This is a genomic window from Clostridium sp. KLE 1755 (assembly GCF_000466465.2).
In the GTDB taxonomy this organism is placed as follows: domain Bacteria; phylum Bacillota; class Clostridia; order Lachnospirales; family Lachnospiraceae; genus Eisenbergiella; species Eisenbergiella porci.
In genome coordinates, this window is the sequence record NZ_KE992765.1 from 1 (window position 1) to 17,598 (window position 17,598).

General features: G+C 48.5%; 16 protein-coding genes. 1 reads left to right on the forward strand and 15 read right to left on the reverse strand.

Annotated elements, in window-relative coordinates:
• The first annotated feature begins 134 nt into the window (after positions 1-134).
• Positions 135-2,009 carry a DUF885 domain-containing protein gene (locus tag HMPREF1548_RS23835; protein ID WP_021639254.1) on the forward strand — a complete coding sequence of 625 codons (1,875 nt, stop codon included), beginning with the start codon at positions 135-137 and terminating at the stop codon, positions 2,007-2,009.
• 263 nt (positions 2,010-2,272) lie between these two features.
• Here HMPREF1548_RS23835 and HMPREF1548_RS23840 read toward each other — a convergent pair whose 3' ends face one another.
• From HMPREF1548_RS23840 to HMPREF1548_RS23910, 15 genes are all read right to left on the reverse strand, one after another.
• Positions 2,273-2,722 carry a MarR family winged helix-turn-helix transcriptional regulator gene (locus HMPREF1548_RS23840; RefSeq protein WP_025487814.1) on the reverse strand — a complete coding sequence of 150 codons (450 nt, stop codon included), beginning with the start codon at positions 2,720-2,722 and terminating at the stop codon, positions 2,273-2,275.
• A 406-nt stretch (positions 2,723-3,128) separates the two neighbouring features.
• The gene (locus HMPREF1548_RS23845; RefSeq protein ID WP_021639258.1) at positions 3,129-6,185 is read right to left on the reverse strand and encodes an ABC transporter permease; all 3,057 of its coding nucleotides are present in this window, start codon (positions 6,183-6,185) and stop codon (positions 3,129-3,131) included.
• Positions 6,179-6,880, reverse strand: a complete 702-nt coding sequence (locus HMPREF1548_RS23850) for an ABC transporter ATP-binding protein (RefSeq protein ID WP_021639259.1) — start codon at positions 6,878-6,880, stop codon at positions 6,179-6,181. The genes HMPREF1548_RS23845 and HMPREF1548_RS23850 overlap by 7 nt, the downstream gene beginning before the upstream one ends.
• A gap of 34 nt (positions 6,881-6,914) precedes the next feature.
• Entirely contained in the window at positions 6,915-7,379 is a 465-nt protein-coding gene (locus tag HMPREF1548_RS23855; protein ID WP_021639260.1) for a restriction endonuclease, read from the reverse strand.
• 115 nt (positions 7,380-7,494) lie between these two features.
• Positions 7,495-8,541 carry a type IV pilus twitching motility protein PilT gene (locus tag HMPREF1548_RS23860; protein ID WP_021639261.1) on the reverse strand — a complete coding sequence of 349 codons (1,047 nt, stop codon included), beginning with the start codon at positions 8,539-8,541 and terminating at the stop codon, positions 7,495-7,497.
• Positions 8,542-8,560: 19 nt separating this feature from the next.
• Complete coding sequence (locus tag HMPREF1548_RS23865) at positions 8,561-10,240, reverse strand: GspE/PulE family protein (protein WP_021639262.1); 1,680 nt, start codon at positions 10,238-10,240, stop codon at positions 8,561-8,563.
• 1 nt (position 10,241) lies between these two features.
• Entirely contained in the window at positions 10,242-10,949 is a 708-nt protein-coding gene (locus HMPREF1548_RS23870; protein ID WP_035323708.1) for a type II secretion system protein M, read from the reverse strand.
• Between the two features lie 12 nt (positions 10,950-10,961).
• Positions 10,962-12,419 (reverse strand): type IV pilus biogenesis protein PilM, encoded by a 1,458-nt coding sequence (gene pilM / locus HMPREF1548_RS23875; protein WP_035323711.1) that lies wholly within the window; start codon positions 12,417-12,419, stop codon positions 10,962-10,964.
• Between the two features lie 145 nt (positions 12,420-12,564).
• Positions 12,565-13,767 carry a type II secretion system F family protein gene (locus HMPREF1548_RS23880; RefSeq protein WP_021639265.1) on the reverse strand — a complete coding sequence of 401 codons (1,203 nt, stop codon included), beginning with the start codon at positions 13,765-13,767 and terminating at the stop codon, positions 12,565-12,567.
• A 55-nt stretch (positions 13,768-13,822) separates the two neighbouring features.
• Positions 13,823-14,521, reverse strand: coding sequence for a prepilin peptidase (locus HMPREF1548_RS23885; RefSeq protein ID WP_021639266.1), 699 nt, complete (start codon positions 14,519-14,521; stop codon positions 13,823-13,825).
• Between the two features lie 120 nt (positions 14,522-14,641).
• The gene (locus HMPREF1548_RS23890) at positions 14,642-15,091 is read right to left on the reverse strand and encodes a hypothetical protein (RefSeq protein WP_021639267.1); all 450 of its coding nucleotides are present in this window, start codon (positions 15,089-15,091) and stop codon (positions 14,642-14,644) included.
• A 24-nt stretch (positions 15,092-15,115) separates the two neighbouring features.
• Entirely contained in the window at positions 15,116-15,613 is a 498-nt protein-coding gene (locus tag HMPREF1548_RS23895; protein WP_051358471.1) for a prepilin-type N-terminal cleavage/methylation domain-containing protein, read from the reverse strand.
• Between the two features lie 382 nt (positions 15,614-15,995).
• Positions 15,996-16,589: a prepilin-type N-terminal cleavage/methylation domain-containing protein gene (locus HMPREF1548_RS23900; RefSeq protein WP_021639269.1), complete on the reverse strand. Its 594-nt coding sequence runs from the start codon at positions 16,587-16,589 to the stop codon at positions 15,996-15,998.
• Positions 16,586-16,975: a type IV pilus modification PilV family protein gene (locus tag HMPREF1548_RS23905; protein WP_157065732.1), complete on the reverse strand. Its 390-nt coding sequence runs from the start codon at positions 16,973-16,975 to the stop codon at positions 16,586-16,588. The genes HMPREF1548_RS23900 and HMPREF1548_RS23905 overlap by 4 nt, the downstream gene beginning before the upstream one ends.
• A gap of 20 nt (positions 16,976-16,995) precedes the next feature.
• Positions 16,996-17,592: a hypothetical protein gene (locus HMPREF1548_RS23910; RefSeq protein WP_021639271.1), complete on the reverse strand. Its 597-nt coding sequence runs from the start codon at positions 17,590-17,592 to the stop codon at positions 16,996-16,998.
• Positions 17,593-17,598 lie beyond the last annotated feature (6 nt).

Here is a 17,598-nt window from a genome sequence, read left to right on the forward strand (position 1 = left end):
AGCCCCGAAGAAGAACCACACACACCGCCCTCCCCCCGGACCATCCTGCACGCAAAATCTCCGTCCCCCTCCACACATGAAACCTGCGGGGGGCACATACATATATAAAAACCCCACAACAAGGAACTCCTCTCGTGAAAAAACGCATTCCACTCATCATAACAGCCGCCGCCCTCCTCCTTTTCGCCGGCCTGTTTTTCTTTCTCTACCGCAACAACGACACCCTCCGCTTCCAAAAACTCTCGGAGGAAATCTTCGCCCAGTCCCTCAGTCAGGACAGCCTGAGCCTGCACTATACCCTGGCCGACCCCTCCCCCTATCTTAAGGCCCCTTCCCCCGCCACCCTGCCCGCATACTCCAGGGAGTCCCAGAAGGAAGCCGCCGCCCTGCTGGAGAACCAGCTCCTGGTACTGCAGGAAATCAACCCGGAAAAATTAAACAGCCACGACCGCTACACCTGGTCCCTGCTCACCTCCTACCTGGAAAATGAACTGGCGGGCGCCCGGTGCGAATATTATGAGGAGCCCCTCGCTCCCTCCTCAGGCATGCAGTCCCAGCTTCCCGTCCTCCTTGCGGAATACACCTTCCGCACCAAATCAGATATGGAGGATTACCTGGAGATCCTGGAGAGCATCCCCGCCTACCTGGAAAGCCTGGCTGTTTATGAAAAGGAAAAAGCCAATGCAGGCCTTTTCATGACGGAAGCCGATGCCGGGGAAATCGTGGATCAGTGCGATGCCATTATGGCTCCCGACCTGCTCTCCGCCGGAGAACACTTCCTCCAGACCACCTTTCAGGAACGCCTGGACGGACTGGTGGAGGATGGCCAGCTGAAGCCGGAAGAGGAGGAATTTTACATCTCTGAAAACAACCGCCTCCTCACCACCGTCGTATCCCCAGCCTATACCGCACTGGCGGACAGCATTTTCCTCCTTTCCGGCTCCGGTTCCCACAACGGCGGCCTCTGTGAGCTGCCCTCAGGCATTGCCTACTACCTCTACCTGCTGCGCAGAAATACCGGCAGCTCCCGCACTCCGGAGGAAATCCAGTCCCTGCTATCTGATCAGTTCCAGAACCTTTACCAGAACCTTCAGGCGCTGGTTGAGACCTACCGGGAACAGACCGGAACCGGTACGATTACCCTGGATGATCTCCCCGCCTTCCCTTTCCAGAATGCCCAGGAGATTCTGGACGATTTGCAGAACCGGATGCAGGAGGATTTTCCCTCCCTGGCCGCCCTCACCGACAGCCTGCCCTCCTGCCGGACCAAATCTGTGGCAGAATCCATGGAGGATTTCACCAGCCCTGCCTTTTATCTCACCCCGCCCATTGACGACATGGACGACAACGTCATCTACGTGAATAACTCCTCCACCTCCCCCGGCCTGGAGCTTTACACCACGCTGGCCCACGAGGGCTATCCCGGCCACCTGTACCAGACAGTTTACAGCCAGCTCTATGAAAACTCCAAAACAGACAATCCGGTGAGAAGCGCCCTTTTTTACGGCGGCTTTGTAGAAGGCTGGGCCTATTATGTGGAAAATATCGCCTACGGCTACGCCTCCGATGTCCTCCTGCAAAACGGCGCTCCCAACGCAAGCAGCCTGCTGACGGACATTGCCTGCCTGGAACGCAACCTGCAGGTCAATCTCTACTGCCTGCTTGATCTTTCCATCCATTATTATGGAGCAAGCCGCCAGGATGTCTACCGCTCCCTGGCCGCCTTCGGCATTTCGGACCAGGACACGGCGGATGCCATTTACGACTACATCCGCACGGAACCCACCACCTACCTGAAATACTACCTTGGCTACCTGGAAATCCTTGCCCTCCGTGATAAGGCCACAGAGCTGTGGGGCGATGATTATACACCGCTGCGCTTCCATACCTTCCTGCTTCAGGCAGGCCCCTCGGACTTTACAAGCCTGGAAAAAAAGCTGGCGGAAACACCAACGGTCAAAACCACACTGTCCTATATGGAAACTGAAAAGAAGCTGGCCCGCGGTTAATTTCCCCATCCGTTCCGCGCACTATTGCCGGGTGGCAGCCAACAGTGCAGTAACCGAAAAGCTCCCGCATATCACAAAAGCAGGACAGTGCAGTACAAAATATAAGTAAATACCCTATGAAAAAAATGCCGCAGGGACTCGGACGATACCGTTGCCACCTGCGGCATTAAAAACCAATCATATATTTGCATATCCCAGATCCGCTGTCCCTGCAGCCAGCCTGGCATATCGAAGTTCTTTTTCCTTTTTTCTGAATTCTTTCCCTATTTCTTCCCGTTCTGAATCCCCTGGAAATATCCCACCAGGTTCCCCAGCGATTTCTGCAGCACCACCTGCTCCTCGTCGCTCAGCCCCTCCAGCACATTACGAATCATATCATCATGGAATTTCTTATGATGGGCAAAGGCCTTTTTCCCCTTTGCAGTCAGGGATATCAGCACCACACGCCTGTCCTCTTCGCTGCGGACGCGCTCCACATATCCTTTTTTCACCAGGCTGTTTACCGAAATCGTCAGAGTCCCTGTCGTAACCGCCAGTGTTTTCGCCACAGACGTCATATTTTTCGCCGCGCCGGTTCCGATAGCCTCGATGACATGCATGTCGTTCGTAGTCATGTCCCTATACTCTTCCGTGCGGATGGCCTGCTCTTCAATTGTGTTGATATTGCGGAACAGCTTCACCAACAGCTCATTGAGCGTATCCTTGATATCCAACGGCGCTCCCTCCTTCGTTTTCCTTCCATTCCCGGTAAAAAATCCTCCGGCCTGCATCTTTTCCTTTTCATTATATAGGACACCGCACTATATTTCAATAAAAATAGTTTGATTCTCAAACTTTGACAGTTACGGCTCGCACCGCCTATGGGTTTTTACTGCTGCGGCCCTCCCCTCCGGCCTGTTTCGTCAGCCGGTCTGTCTGAAGGTTGTTTTCTGTAAGGGTCGTCTAAAAACGCCGGTCCTTACGCCGCGTTTTTTGCGGCGTTAGTACCGCTGCGTTTTTAATCGAGCGCAAGCGTGCCCTCTAAGAAACAACCTTCGGACAGACCGGCTGACGAAACAGGCCGGAGGGGAGGGCCGCAGCAGTGAAAACCCATAGGCGGTGCGGGCCATAGCCTGCATTTTACTCCACCGATTTCATGGATTCCGCCATATTGATGGCGTCCAGTTTCTTATTCATCACCCAGTCAACAATCCCGGCAAAAATAAAAGTGAGAACGATGCTCAGCAGCACGCTTCTTGGCGCGATATGCACATCAAAGGCGATCATATCAATATCGATATTGTACATGACAAACCGATGCAGATAATATCCCATAATCAGCCCCACGCCGGCGCCGATACCCGTCAGCACCAGATTTTCACGGAACACATAGCTGGCCGTTTCCCGCCTGTAAAATCCAAGCACCTTAATCGTTGCGATTTCCCGCAGCCGCTCCGTGATGTTGATATTCGTCAGATTATACAGCACGATAAAGGCCAGGGATCCCGCACAGCCGATAATCAGCAGCACCACATAATCCAGGCTCTTCATCATACTGCTGAAACGTACCTTCATATCGTCATTTACGGTCACGGAGGCCACGCCGTCGCAGTTCATAATCGCCGCGGAAACCTCGTGCACATCCGCGCCTTCCCGGACATTCACATAAGCGCTCTTATATTCCGGCTCCTTCCCTGTCTGTTCCTTCCAGGTATCCGGGGAAATATAGGCATAATTATATACATAGTTTTCGCTGATGCCCGAAACCTTCAGCTCCAGCTCATTCATATCATCATCCTGAATAGTTACCGTATCCCCGATTTTCGCATTGCATTTATCCGCCAGCTTCTCGGTAAGCACCACCTCTCCCTTTCCAGGATAGGCCACCGGCTCATCCCGGGTGGTGTGCAGATTCAGGTACAGGCCGATGTCCTCCGTTTTTTCCGGCGCCACCAACGTAAGGGACTTTGTCTTGTCGCCCAGCGTCAAATCCCCGCTCTCCTCAAAGGCAAGCGTAAAGGAGCGCGCGTTGTCCGCCATAACTGCCTCAAACTCACTGCTGTCCATACTCTTATACGGATCGCTGAAAATAACGCTCATGTCGTTTATCTGGATTTCATCAAACTGGTTATAGGTTATGCTGCTGATGGAATCCTTCACCCCGAAGCCGGTAAGCAGCAGCGCCGTACAGCCGCCGATGCCGAATACCATCATATAGAATCTCTGTTTATACCGGAAAATATTTCTCGCAGACACCTTCAGCAGGAATTTCATATGGTTCCAAAGGAAAGGAATCCGCTCCAGAATAATCCGTTTTCCGCTTTTGGGAGCCTTCGGGCGCATCAGCTCCGCCGCCACACTGGTCAGCTCATACCTGCAGGTAGCGATGGTCGTGCCCATGGAACACAGGATTGACACCACCAGGGAAATCACCCCCAGCTTCCAGTCCAGAATCACGTGGAAATCCCCCAGACGGTACATAATCCTGTAGGCTGTCCAGATAACCGTGGGAAAAATATAGGATCCCAGAAGGAAACCAATCCCGCAGCCCAGCATCGCCGCGCTTCCCGAGTAAAACAGATATTTTCCCATAATCGTGCCCTCGCTGTAGCCCAGGGCCTTCAAAATACCAATCTGCGTCCTCTGCTCCTCCACCATACGGGTCATGGTAGTGATACACACCAGCGCTGCAACCAGAAAGAAGAAAATCGGGAATACATTGGCAATCCCCTCCACGATATCAGAATCGCTTTCAAAGCTTGCGTAACCGATATTTTTATCCCTGCCCAGCACATAGGTATCCGGCTCCTTCAGATCGGCCAGCTCTTTCCTGGCATCCTCCAGTTCCTTACGGGCGTCAGCCGTTTCATCCGCAAGCTTCTGCCGGTTCTCCTCGTACTCCTCCCAGCCGTCCGCCAGCTCCTTTTCCGAATCCTCCAGCTTCTTCTGGGCATCCCGCAGCTTTTCCTCCTGGCGCGCTATGGTATTCTCCGCCGCCTCCAGCTGCCTGCTTCCCATATTCGCCTGGGCAAGGCCGGACTCCACCTGGGCCTTTTTGCCCTTTACCTGGGCCTCCGCCAGATTCAGGCCGGTTTCATAACCGTCCTTTTCATCTCCCTCCTCCATATCGGAGGCTTCTATTCGCTTTTCCTCCAGCTGATCCAGGCCGTCCTCTATCTCCTGCTTTCCATCCTGAAGCTCCGTCAGGGAATCCGCCAGCTCCTGCCGCTTATCCGCGATCTCCGCCTTACCGTCCGCTATTTCCTTCCAGCCATCGGCAATCTCCTTCCTGGCATCTTCTATCTCCTGTTCCCCGTCCAGCAGCTCCTGCCTGGCATCCTCCAGCTTATCCTCCGCCTCGGCAACCCTCTTATCAAGTTCCCGCTCGCCGTCGGCAATCTGCCACTGGGCATCCTCCTTCAGCCTCACATACCGTGCCTGGGCCACTTCCTCACAAAGAGGCTCCGCCCAGTCCATGACCTCATCGATGTAATCCTTATACTCCTGGCTGTAAAGGGGATATTTCTCCTCCAGCCTGACAAAAACCTCCGTATAAGCTTCCGTATCAAATCCTGCCTCAGGAATATAAACATACCCCTTCAGCTTACCGTTTCCAAGCGCCGTACTCCCTCTTTCATAATTGATATAAAAAGGGGCGTCACAGATCCCCACAATTTTATACTCCGTACCGGAAAACATATCCCGGGTATCTTCCTCATTATTATCGGAAACACGGATTGTAGTGCCGATATCCTTTCTCGTAAATACCAGACTGTCCACCACGCACTCATCCGGCGCCGTCGGCATTCTCCCGGCCCGCACCACCACATGGTTCTGCACCCAAAGCAGCGAATGCGCCCGCAGCACGCTTTCTGTCCCTTCCTCGTCCTGGGCCAGGAAATCCACATAAACCGCGCCCTCCGCGATCTCCACACCCTCCCGTTCATTCAGCTGCTTCACATCGCTTTCATCAAAACCCACCGTGGACAGCAGACGCAGGTCATACAGATTATTCTCCTCCAGGTATTCCCCTCCGGCCTTCAGCATAGCCGGCTTTGTCACCTTAAGGCCCGTAAAAAATCCAACCCCCAGCGCCACAATAGCCAAAATGGCCATGTACCGTCCGAGGCTTTCCCTGATTTCCCGTACAGTTGTCTTGAATATGGTGGACTTCATCGCATTCCTCTTCCTTACCACTCAATCTCTTCCACCGGCGTAATGTGCTCATTCATTTCCATACTCCGGATCGTGCCGCTCTTTACCCGAATAATCCGGTCCGCCATGGCCGTGATGGCCTGATTGTGGGTGATAACAACCACGGTCATCCCCGTATCCCGGCAGGTATCCTGCAAAAGCTTTAAAACCGCTTTCCCCGTATTATAATCCAGCGCGCCCGTAGGCTCATCGCACAGCAGCAGCTTGGGATTCTTTGCAAGCGCCCTGGCGATCGCCACCCTCTGCTGCTCCCCGCCAGACAGCTGCGCAGGGAAATTGGACATCCTCTCCTCCAGCCCCACCTTTTTCAGCGTCTCCGCCGCATCCAGCGGATTTTTGGAAATCTGGGAAGCCAGCTCCACGTTTTCCAGCGCCGTCAGGTTCTGTATCAGATTGTAAAACTGAAAAACAAAGCCGATATCATACCTGCGGTAGGAGGTCAGCTGTTTTTGATTGTAGGCTGAGATTTCCTTCCCATCCAGGATGACCTTCCCCTCCGAAAGCGTATCCATCCCGCCCAGGATGTTCAGAATCGTTGTTTTCCCGGCGCCGGAGGCTCCCACGATCACGCAGAACTCCCCTTCCTCGATTTCAAAATTCACATCCCGCAGCGCGTGTATATCCACCTCGCCCATATGATAAACTTTTTTTACATCCTTAAATTCCACAAAAGCCATAACAGATACCGTCCTTTTCCCCAGCCTGCATGCCCTAATCCAGCTCTTCCATCATACTTTCCAGGTATCCTCTGTCCCAAAGGAGGATTTTCAGCTTCTTCGCCGCATCCACCGCCGCAGAGGTAAAATACTGATTCGTCATTACCACTCCCACCATCCGGTCATAATAATCGCGGCCCGCATAAATCTCCTGCACCGCCTTAATCCCGATGGGGGCATTATAACACTTGCACTGGACCGCATAAGTTACCCCGTCCTTTTCCGCCAGGATATCCACGCCGAAATCACCGCTGCCCCTTGTGACCTCCACATCCAGAAATCCCTTATCCCGCAGCAGATCCGCACAGAAATACTCGAACTCATGCCCTTCCATATCGTCCATTTCCAGGCTCCGCCGTCTGTGCTTCCACGCCCTTGCCACAAAAAAAGCAGCCAAAACCAGGGCCGCCAGCCCTGCTGCTGATATAATACTGATAAATACTATTGATGACTGATCCATATACCTGAACTCCGTATTTTTTCTCTAAACGCATAAAAGGAACCAGACCGGCTGTCTGACCGGCGCCGGCTCTGATTCCCCTCATAGTTATCATACTCTTTTTTATAAGATTTTCCTAGAGATAATTTGTCAAATCTCTTTTATCATTGGAATATTTAAACGCATTTTCCCCGGAAATAACCCCCATGGCTACAAGCCGCGACAAATCACCGTTCAGCGTATGCATTCCATTGGCGGCCCCGGACTGCATAAGCGTGGCCATCTGATGCCCCTTGCTTTCCCGGATCAGGTTCATCACCGCATCCGTCCCCGTCAGCACCTCCGTCGCCGCAATCCGGCCCCGGCCGTCCGCCGTGGGAATCAGGCACTGGGTCACAACCCCCTTCAATACGCCGGAAAGCTGAATCCGCACCTGATTCTGGCTGGAAGCAGGACAGGCGTCGATAATACGGTCAATGGTCTGGGCAGCACCCGTGGTATGCAGGGTGGAGAGCACCAGATGCCCGGTTTCCGCCGCTGTCAGAGCCGCTGAAATCGTCTCATAATCCCTCATTTCCCCTACCAGAATAATATCCGGATCCTCACGCAGGGCGCTGCGAAGCGCTGCCGCGAAGGAATCCACGTCCCTGCCCACCTCCCTCTGGTGGATCAGAGCCTGCTTTCTTTCATAAACGTACTCCACCGGATCCTCTATGGTAATGATATGCTCCGGCCTGGAAGCGTTGACATAATCGATCATGGAGGCCAGCGTTGTGGACTTGCCACTTCCTGTCGGCCCCGTAACAAGGATCAGGCCTCTCGGCTCGTCCGCCAGCTGCTTCAATATGGGCGGCAGACGCAGCTCCTCTATCGTGGGAATCCGGTCATTGAGCAGCCTGACCGTACAGGCCAGCTTCCCCTGCTGCCGGAAAATATTGACACGCTCCCTGCCGCCGTCCGGCGACTGGATGGCAAAATCCACGTCCCTTCCCTCAGACAGCTCCTTCTGCTGCCGCTCGTCCGGCATATGCAGAATAATTTCCCTGGTTTCCTCATCCGTCAGCTGTATGGGGGAATATTCCAACGCTCCCCGAACCCTGATGAGCATGGGCAGCCCCTCGGAAATATGAATATCCGAACAGCCCGTCTGGCGTCCCATGGATATGATTGTATGAATGTCCATCAGCTTCTCCTTCCGGAAATCAGGAATAGTAAGCGACCTTCATCAGCTCCTCCATGGTCGTCACTCCCGCTTCCACCAAATCCACGCCGCATTCCTTCAGCGTTTTCATTCCCTGATGCTCCAGTGCGTAGTCCTTGATCTCCTCCACCGTTGCATGGGAGGAAATCATATCCCGTATCGTCCTGTCTATGGTTAGGATCTCATGGATGGCCGTTCTTCCCTTATACCCCGTATTATTACAATGCCGGCAGCCCCTGGGCCGCATGATTCTGGGAATATCCCTTTCCATGAACTCCTTTTCTTCTTCCGTAGGCTCCTCCGCCACCGCACACAGCGGACACACCTTTCTCATCAGACGCTGCGCCACCACACCCACAAGCGAGTTGGCGATCATATACGGCTCCAGCCCCATATCCACCAGACGGATAATAGAAGATGCGGAATCGTTCGTGTGCAGCGTGGAAAATACAAGATGACCCGTAATCGCCGCACGGACAGAAATAGACGCCGTTTCCGAGTCACGAGTCTCTCCTACCATGATGATATCCGGATCCTGACGCAGCAGCGCGCGAAGCCCCGCTTCAAAGGTAACGCCCGCCAGGTTGTTCACCTGCATCTGATTGATGCGCGCCACATTTTTCTCCACCGGATCCTCAATGGTGGAAATATTCACCTGTTTTTTGGACAGCTCCTCCAGCACCATATAAAGAGTAGTGGACTTACCGCTTCCTGTCGGTCCTGTCAGATAAATAATACCGTGAGGCGAGTTCAGCAGCTTTGAAAACTTCTTATAATCGTCCTCCTTCATACCAAAAGAAGCCGGATAATCAATGGACGAATTGCTGGTCAGCAGACGCAGTACCGCCTTTTCCCCGAAAACCGTGGGAATTACGGAAACACGGATGTTGATCATTTCATCATTTACCTGCGTCCTGAAATGCCCGTCCTGAGGCGCCCTGCGCTCCGCTATATCCAGATCTGACAAAATCTTAATACGTGCAATCAAAGACGGATGCAGGTTCTTCTGTAACGTGACATACTCGGTTATCGTACCGTCAATACGCATACGCACCGTTGTCTTATGCTCAAACGGCTCAATATGGACGTCACTGGCATTGGTATTGGCCGCCCTCTCTATCAGACTGTTCAGCAGATTGATGATAGGAGTATCATCATCCGTATCATCGATCTGGATTTCCTCCACTATGCCCTCAGTGCTGGTGTTGGCCTTTTTGGCTGCCATTTTAGCGGAAACTTCCGAGTAATAGTAATTGATTGCCTTTTCCAGCGGATACTTTTCTGAAAGCAGAATCTCGATCTGCATTCCCGTGATCTGCCGGATATCCTCAATGCCATAATAATTCAGCGGGTCAAAAACAACAACCGTAAGGATGTCATCCGTCTTGCTCACCGCCAGCATCAGATATTTTTCCGCCAGCTGCCTCGGGATTTTGCCCACGGCGTCAATATCCACAGATATCCCGGACAGATCCACTGTCTTCAGGTTCAGCTTCGCCGCCAGGGCCTCCAGCATCTGTCCCTCGGTAATATAATTCAGCGCAATCAGCGCATTACCAATACGCATTCCCGGATTCTGCTTCTGATATTCAATGGCCTTGCCGATATCTTCTTCCGTAACATAGCCAGCTTCCTTCAGGACCTGGCCCAGACGGATATTTTTAATTGAAGTTAATTCCATGTTATGCCTCGTCCTTCCTGTACATGTAGACCTCCAGACCAAGCTGCAGCGTATCGTTCACAGAAGTAATATACTCCCCGTCCGCATTGCGTATGCTGTTGTTTTCAGTTCCCCAGCCCGCGCTGGTTATCCGGATGGAAGGATAATTCCTGGTAAGCTCATCCACCATCTGCTGCATGGTGACCCGGTTCCCCCGGATCGTCATCTGTACCTGCGCCGCGTAAATCCCCGTAAAAACAGTTTCCGTCGCCTGCGCCGTACTCCCGTCCTCCTCGGACGCGCCCTGCGCCGCCGACTGCGCCATGGAATCCTCCGCCGCTGCTGCAGAAGCATAATATGGCTCCAGCTTCAGCTCACTCTGCGGCATCGTAATCGTCATCTGCCGGGACTCCAGCCCCTTACCCACCACAATGCCGGTAAGCAGCCTGTCAATCTCCTGGCTCTTCATCACCGGATAAAAATCCTTCGCCGCTTCCTCCAGCTCCTCCTGTGTCTTCACAAGGCTGCTCTCCATCGCCGGCAGCATCACAAGCTTCTGCTGTGTTTCCATCATCAGCTCCTGCTGATTTTCCAGCTCTATCTTCAGCTCTGCGTCCGCCTGGGACAAAGGCCTGATTATAAAAAATCCAAAGCCAAGGACAATCACAAAAAAGGCCATGAACAGAAGAAGCTTTTTATCTCTTTCCGTAATTTCCATTGTAATATTCACAGCAGCTTCCCCCTACTTCCCGGCCATTTCCGACAGATAGCAAACCAGATTAATCGTCCACATCCCGCTCTCGTCCGACCAGGTATATCCCGTATAATCAAGGCGTTCGAAAATATCCTTTTCTTCCAGCCTGTCTATAAACTGATTGATAATCTCCACATCCGGCGCCGCCGTATCCACGCTGATCACCCCGGTCTGCGCATCGAAGCTTTTGATTGAAAAAGTAACTTCCCCCATCGTACAGCTCTCTATCACATCCGTAATGGAACTGTTAAAATAAGGGTAGGACTCAATATTGCGCGCGGCCTTCGTCAAAGCCGCCTTCTGCATCTGCTCCCACTGCATCTGAGCTTCCACCTCATCATACCTGGCGCTCTGCTCCAGAACCTCCGGACTCTCGTTATAGCTTCTGACCTCCTCCAGCTTACGCGAGGTAAGCCAGTAGTGAACCCCGAAAAACCCGGTAATCACCAGCATGACCAACAGCAGCAGAATCACGGGCGTTATCTGCTTCATCAGGCTTTTGCGCTTCAGGCTTCTTTCCGACGTCTTCTTATACTGGATAAAAAGATTCCCGGCATCCTCCAGCGGAATCAGCCCGCATATGGGAAAAAGGTAACTGCCGAAGTCCTCCTCCTTGCTGCGGATTATACTATCATCCATAAAGCTTCCGGCTCTCAGCGTATTATCCATCTGTAGAAGGCTCTCGGAGCATACCTGGATATCCCCCTCTGAAAAACCGGCCCACGTAACATCCGTCACCGCATTTTCCAGCTTCTGCGCGGAAGCAAACTGCAGAATACCGCTGATATTCCTTGCCACCTCCACGCCATAGGACGGCGTACCGTGCTCACTGAAGGTCCGGTTCATGCTGGAATAACAATATTTTCCCTGATGCATCAGAATACTCGTCAGGTTATCCTCATCCTGAATCTGAAGGATACAGGTCCTGTCCTTAAAATAAGCCATTCTGTGCAGAACCGAAACCACGCTCCCCAGCGCGGCCCGCACGCAGGTTACCTTCACCCCTATAGAAGCGAATAAACGAGTATAGGAATCCAGGAATTCCCGCTCCATTCTGGTGGCGAAAACCTCCCGCATTCCTTTTTTCTTATCCGTATCGATTTCATAATAGCCATAGACACTGCCGCCGGCCTCCGACACTCCGGGAAACTCCCTGGGAATGTACTCCAGCGTTTTCTTCACGTTCATCGCCGGAACCTGAAAGGTCTTCGACATAAACTGGGAGCTGTGGAGCACCAGGCATACATTGTTCACCGCCAGGTGGTTTTCCTTCCAGAACTCCTTCAGGTGCGCCGCCAGTTCCTCCTCCGCCGTAATAACACCATTGATTATACAGCCCTCCGGCGCCAGCGTTTCATACAGCCTTTTTACTGAAATTGAGCCTTTCTTTGCATTGCCCACTGCCGCCTGAATCCTGCGGTTGGACATATATACACAGGTCTGCATCCCGGTATTGTCCTTTCTGTTAATCTATCGCTTTGCTGTGTCGTGGTACCTGGTAATTCTATACTCTTTTTGGTACTCTTCTACCCGTCATTCTTCTTTTCGGTACTCTTCTTTTTACCCGGCAGGTCGAAATCGGTATCCTGCATCAGTATCCTGAATTACTGATAGCATCATAGGAACCATAAATCGGCATCAGTACGGATACCATGATAAATCCGACGATAATAGCCATAACAATAATCAATATAGGCTCCAATGCTGCTACCATTTTATCAATTGCCATATTAGATTCAAATTCCATAGAATCCGCAATTGAGTTCAGCATAGTATCCAGACTTCCTGTTTCTTCACCTACCCGAATCGCCGAAGTCAGCTTCTTTGTAAACCCATCCACTAAATCCAGAGAATCAGACAGGTTTCCTCCCGTCCGTATTCTGGATACAGCTTCATCAAACTGACTATCTATGTAGGTATTACCAATAGTCCTCCGAGCGATCTGGAGCGCCTGAACAATAGGGATTCCCGAAGAATAAAGGGAACTGATTGTCCTGGCAAATCGTGCTGTGTATATAATCTTGAGCAATTTTCCAAACACCGGCACATGCAACTTAACACGATCCAACTGTAGCTTCACCTGCGGTACATGTGCTACAAAAATCATAAGAGGAATCACAATTGCCGACAGGATAATTAATATTAGCCAATGTTCTCTTATTCCATCGCTCATGGCAAATAGAATCCTGGTAGGCAGTGGCAACACCTCCATCTGATCAAATAACTCCTGAAACTGAGGAAGAATATAACTCAGCATAAAAATCACTACCACTACAATTACAAAACTCAAAATCTTCGGATAAAGCGTCGCATTACTAATTTTTGAATGCATACGGAACTGCTTATCATAGTAATCCGCCATACGCATAGAAGTTTCATCCAAATTACCTGCTGTTTCTGCGGAACGCACCATATTGATTAATAATTCCGGAAATGCTTCTTCCTGCTCTTCCATTGCCTCAGACAACGCTTTTCCCTGACGTACTTGACGTAAAATATTCTCATAAATTGTTTTTTCATTTTTTTTATTAGACTCGTCCTGTGCAATTATATTCAGCGCCCGCACTAGAGATACTCCAGAAGCAGATAATGTCCCGATCTGTCGGCAGAAGTCTGCTAGATATTTTGCCTTAATCTTGTGAACCCGTTGGACATCCTCCTCCCGCTTCGCAGTAATAAGATACTTATTTTCCTGACGAAGCTTTAGATGCAGATCATTTTCATCCATGGCCTGCATCCGGCCAGATATCTGTTCTCCCTCTTCTGTTTTGGCTTTATAAATATATTTAGGCATAAATTTTTCCTTTATTAATAATTAACTGTATATTAATAAACAGAACTTACTATATTCACAAATACAGAAGACCTGCATACCAATTCCATACTTTGTCACCAATGAAAAGTGCTGCTGCCATGCCCAGACATAAAAATGGGCCAAATGCAAAGTGTTCCTTACCGTTTTTTTTCTTCATAACAAGAAGCCAGCTTCCATATACGCCGCCAGTAAGTACTGCAAATGCAAAAGATATCAGTGTCAGCTTGATTCCAAGGAACAAGCCGCAGGCTGCCATAAGTTTGATGTCTCCGCCGCCAAAGGCACCAGGTATCAGAAGCGTCAGAAGAAAAAGAGGTACACTGACCACAAAAATACCAAGTACACGAGATATAAGACTGATTCCAGGCATTGTATAAACCGAAAAAATACCTAATACAAAAGCCGCCAGAACAAAAATATTAGGGATTTCCATGGTAGTATAATCTACAGCAGATACTACTGTCAAAAGAGCGAGGAATACACACACTATCAATGATGAATACCAATAACCATAAAAACTAGAAACAAACACACACAGAATACCACCAAACAAAGCATTTAACACATAACTTTTTTTAATTCCCGTTGCATGCTCTCTATGCTTATCATTATAAACAAAAATTCTTTGAAACCCTTTCCTCAGAGTAATCTTTTGAGAAAAGGATATAATAAACCCATTTATTAAATAAAAAAAACAGGCTCCTAATATAAATATAAGAAGACAAGACAGCATATTTTTCCTAGTATCCTTTATTATAATAGTTCACATTCTAAAAAGCCATCAGATCTGACTAAAAAATCCTGCCCAATTATCGGGCAGGATTTCTACATTTTTTCAGCTTAGAACTGCTCCCTAATCCGTTTGGAATCCTATTATCTCATTCAGCCGAAAAACTTCCCAGGTTGGTTCTCTCCTAATCGCATCATATTCATATATTGCTAAAAAATCATCTGTTTCGTAATAAAACTTACCAGGAAGATTATCTTCCCAATTCCAGTAAACTAAAATAATATCCCCCTGCGTATCAGAAAGATGCTTGATTTCTTCCAGTGTATCCTTAGCCATCCCATTTTCAGTTCCTGGCTCATAGATATTTCTATCATCTCCATAATATTGTATATTCAAAAGACGCATAGAAAGCTGGATGTTCTTTGCATCCATTAAGATACTTTTTGCCTTTATGTGATTATCATAAAACCATGTCACTGGAGATAATACAATAATCAGAATTATTAAAATTAGCAAGATATGCAATACTAACCGAATACAATTGCGATTTTGAATATAGAATTCTTTGAGCATGATTTAGCTCCTAATAAGTTACTCTTAGTTTGATTCCACTTCTCCCCACACACTTTTATCCAAAACCACCTTCTTTGTACCTTCTTCATATGTCATTGCCGTAATTTCAAACTTATTGCTAGCCTCATTTGGAACAACCAACGTTATTCCATAAACTTTACCCTGATCATTTGGAAAAGCCTCAATAGTAACAGTTGCATCTACACCATTACCATCTTTTGTTAGAGTTAATTTATTATTAGCATTAGTAAAAGGACTAATTGTAGTGGCCTTCTCAATAACTGTTTCTACCATATCCGCAGTAACACCATTTTTACCATACAGTTCTGCGACGGCAGTCGAGATATTTATGTATGCCGTTCTAGCATTTACCATGATTTGTTTATCCTTCGCCTTAGAGATATAACTAAACATCCCAGGCACTAAAATCGCCAACAATATACCAATAATAACAATAACAACGATCATTTCAACCAGAGTAAATCCTTTTTTGTCTTTCTTCAAATTCTGTAATAATTTCATAATTCTATCCTTTCTTTTTCCCATTCCTCGAATACGTTACAAACCGGCAGCATCAAACACAACAACCCACTCACTGCCAGCAAAGCTTTTACCAAAAAGCTTTCAACCGATTAACTGCTACTATCCTTCCCTTCTCCTTTGCTCATATTTTCAAAACCCGCTGAAACAGTAACCTGTAGGTTCTGCCTCTCGTAACAGACAAATATGTATTCCCTGATATGAAAATCATATCTATCTATTACTTAAAATACCTTCTAATACAGAAATATCCTCTTTTCTAAATATAGTCTCTTTATAACTGATTGTCAACAAATTACACTATTTCTCCACAGAGAAAAGAAGAAAAATAACATACAAATATGTTGTGTGCGTTTTAATATCACTACGTAACAGTTTTGATGTCACTTTCTCCCAAATTATAGCACTCAATTATTTTATATGTAGTAAATTCATATCCCGTCTTAGCATTCTTAAGCACAATATCCACCCGGATTACATTGCTTGTATCCGACAGTCTGCTGAACTTAACAGAGTCCAAATCATATCCGTGATAGGTTGGCCTGCCATAATACCAGTCTGTATCCTTCTTGTCAGAATAGTAGTGGAATACCAGCATATTCCCGTTTTCTGCTGCTTTTGTTTCCTCTCCGGCCACATCCTCCAACAATCCCGCCGTCACCTTGATTCCCTTTTGATTTACGAATGTAACACTGTTGCTGCCGGATTCATATTCATCATTAATAATCAGACTTACACCTGTTTCCAGGTCTATTGTATTTTTTTGCGCGGCCGAAAGCTCTCCGTTTATTTTTTCTGTCAGGGAATCCGCTACCGTCTGTCCATTTGAAATACTTTTTACCTTTAAATAGACCTTCATACAGGAAGTGGTTATAACCGTTGCGGCCAGCAGGAACATGCTGATAAGCATAAATGTAACTATGATTTCGATGAGTGTATATCCTTTTTTATTATTCATTCTTTTTCTCCTGAGGAGCCGTATTGAAAATAATAAAAACTATATTTAGCTGATTTCTCTGGCTGCCGCTCATAGAGGAACTCATATGCCTTCCCCTTATTCAATGAAAAGCCGTTTCCCTTATCGTTTACTTCCTGCCCCGCGCTATTGACACTATTCTGTGGAATCAGTTCTACCCCCTGGGCTTTCAGAACTCCGGCTTCCCCTTCATAATATTTTTCAAGAGCCTCTTCTGTCACAGAACGGTTTGCGAGGCCCTGATTGGTTACATCCAGTGAGACCTTCACCGCAGTAGTTACCATTAATATCCCCAGCGTCAATATAACGAAAGCGACAATTACCGAAATCAGGGATGAGCCATCTTCATTCCGTACTGTTTCTCTCATGAACTTTTCCTTTCTTTTTATTAAAAATGCCATACCCACTCGTTTTCACCTGTGTCTTCTTCCACATATATCGGATAGCTTTGGGTAATATTCCAACTTTCTTTTCCGTTGCTGCAACTCACCTTCGTATAAAGATATAAACCATTGTATTTGTCAAAGGGATTTTCTCCGTTACTTACCTGCAGCTTAATTTCATCCAGAGTTTTCTCGTCCTCTTCTCCCCACCACATTGTAATATCAATGCTATAGCCGGTTAATATACCTTCCTGTCCTTTTTCAAATTTAGGAACATAGCGCCATGAAAAATGATCTTCTTCACGTCCTGCGCAGTAAGAAAATTTCCCATTGCTTCCGTCATCTCCCTCAGCATCTTCCTGAATCATCTGAGCAATAACTTTGCCAGGACTTCCATCCTTAAAATCATCCTCCTTTAAAGCATCTCCAAACATATTACTGAAGCTGACTGCCGCCATACGGCATCGTGTGCTGATTGCGTTTCTCCGGGAAGAACCCATCATTGTTGACGCCGCAAGAAGAACAACAAGGGAAAGAGTTGTCAGAAGTGCCATAACGCCTATTACTATGAGCATTGCCTGACCCTTTGTATTCCTTTTCATAGTGAT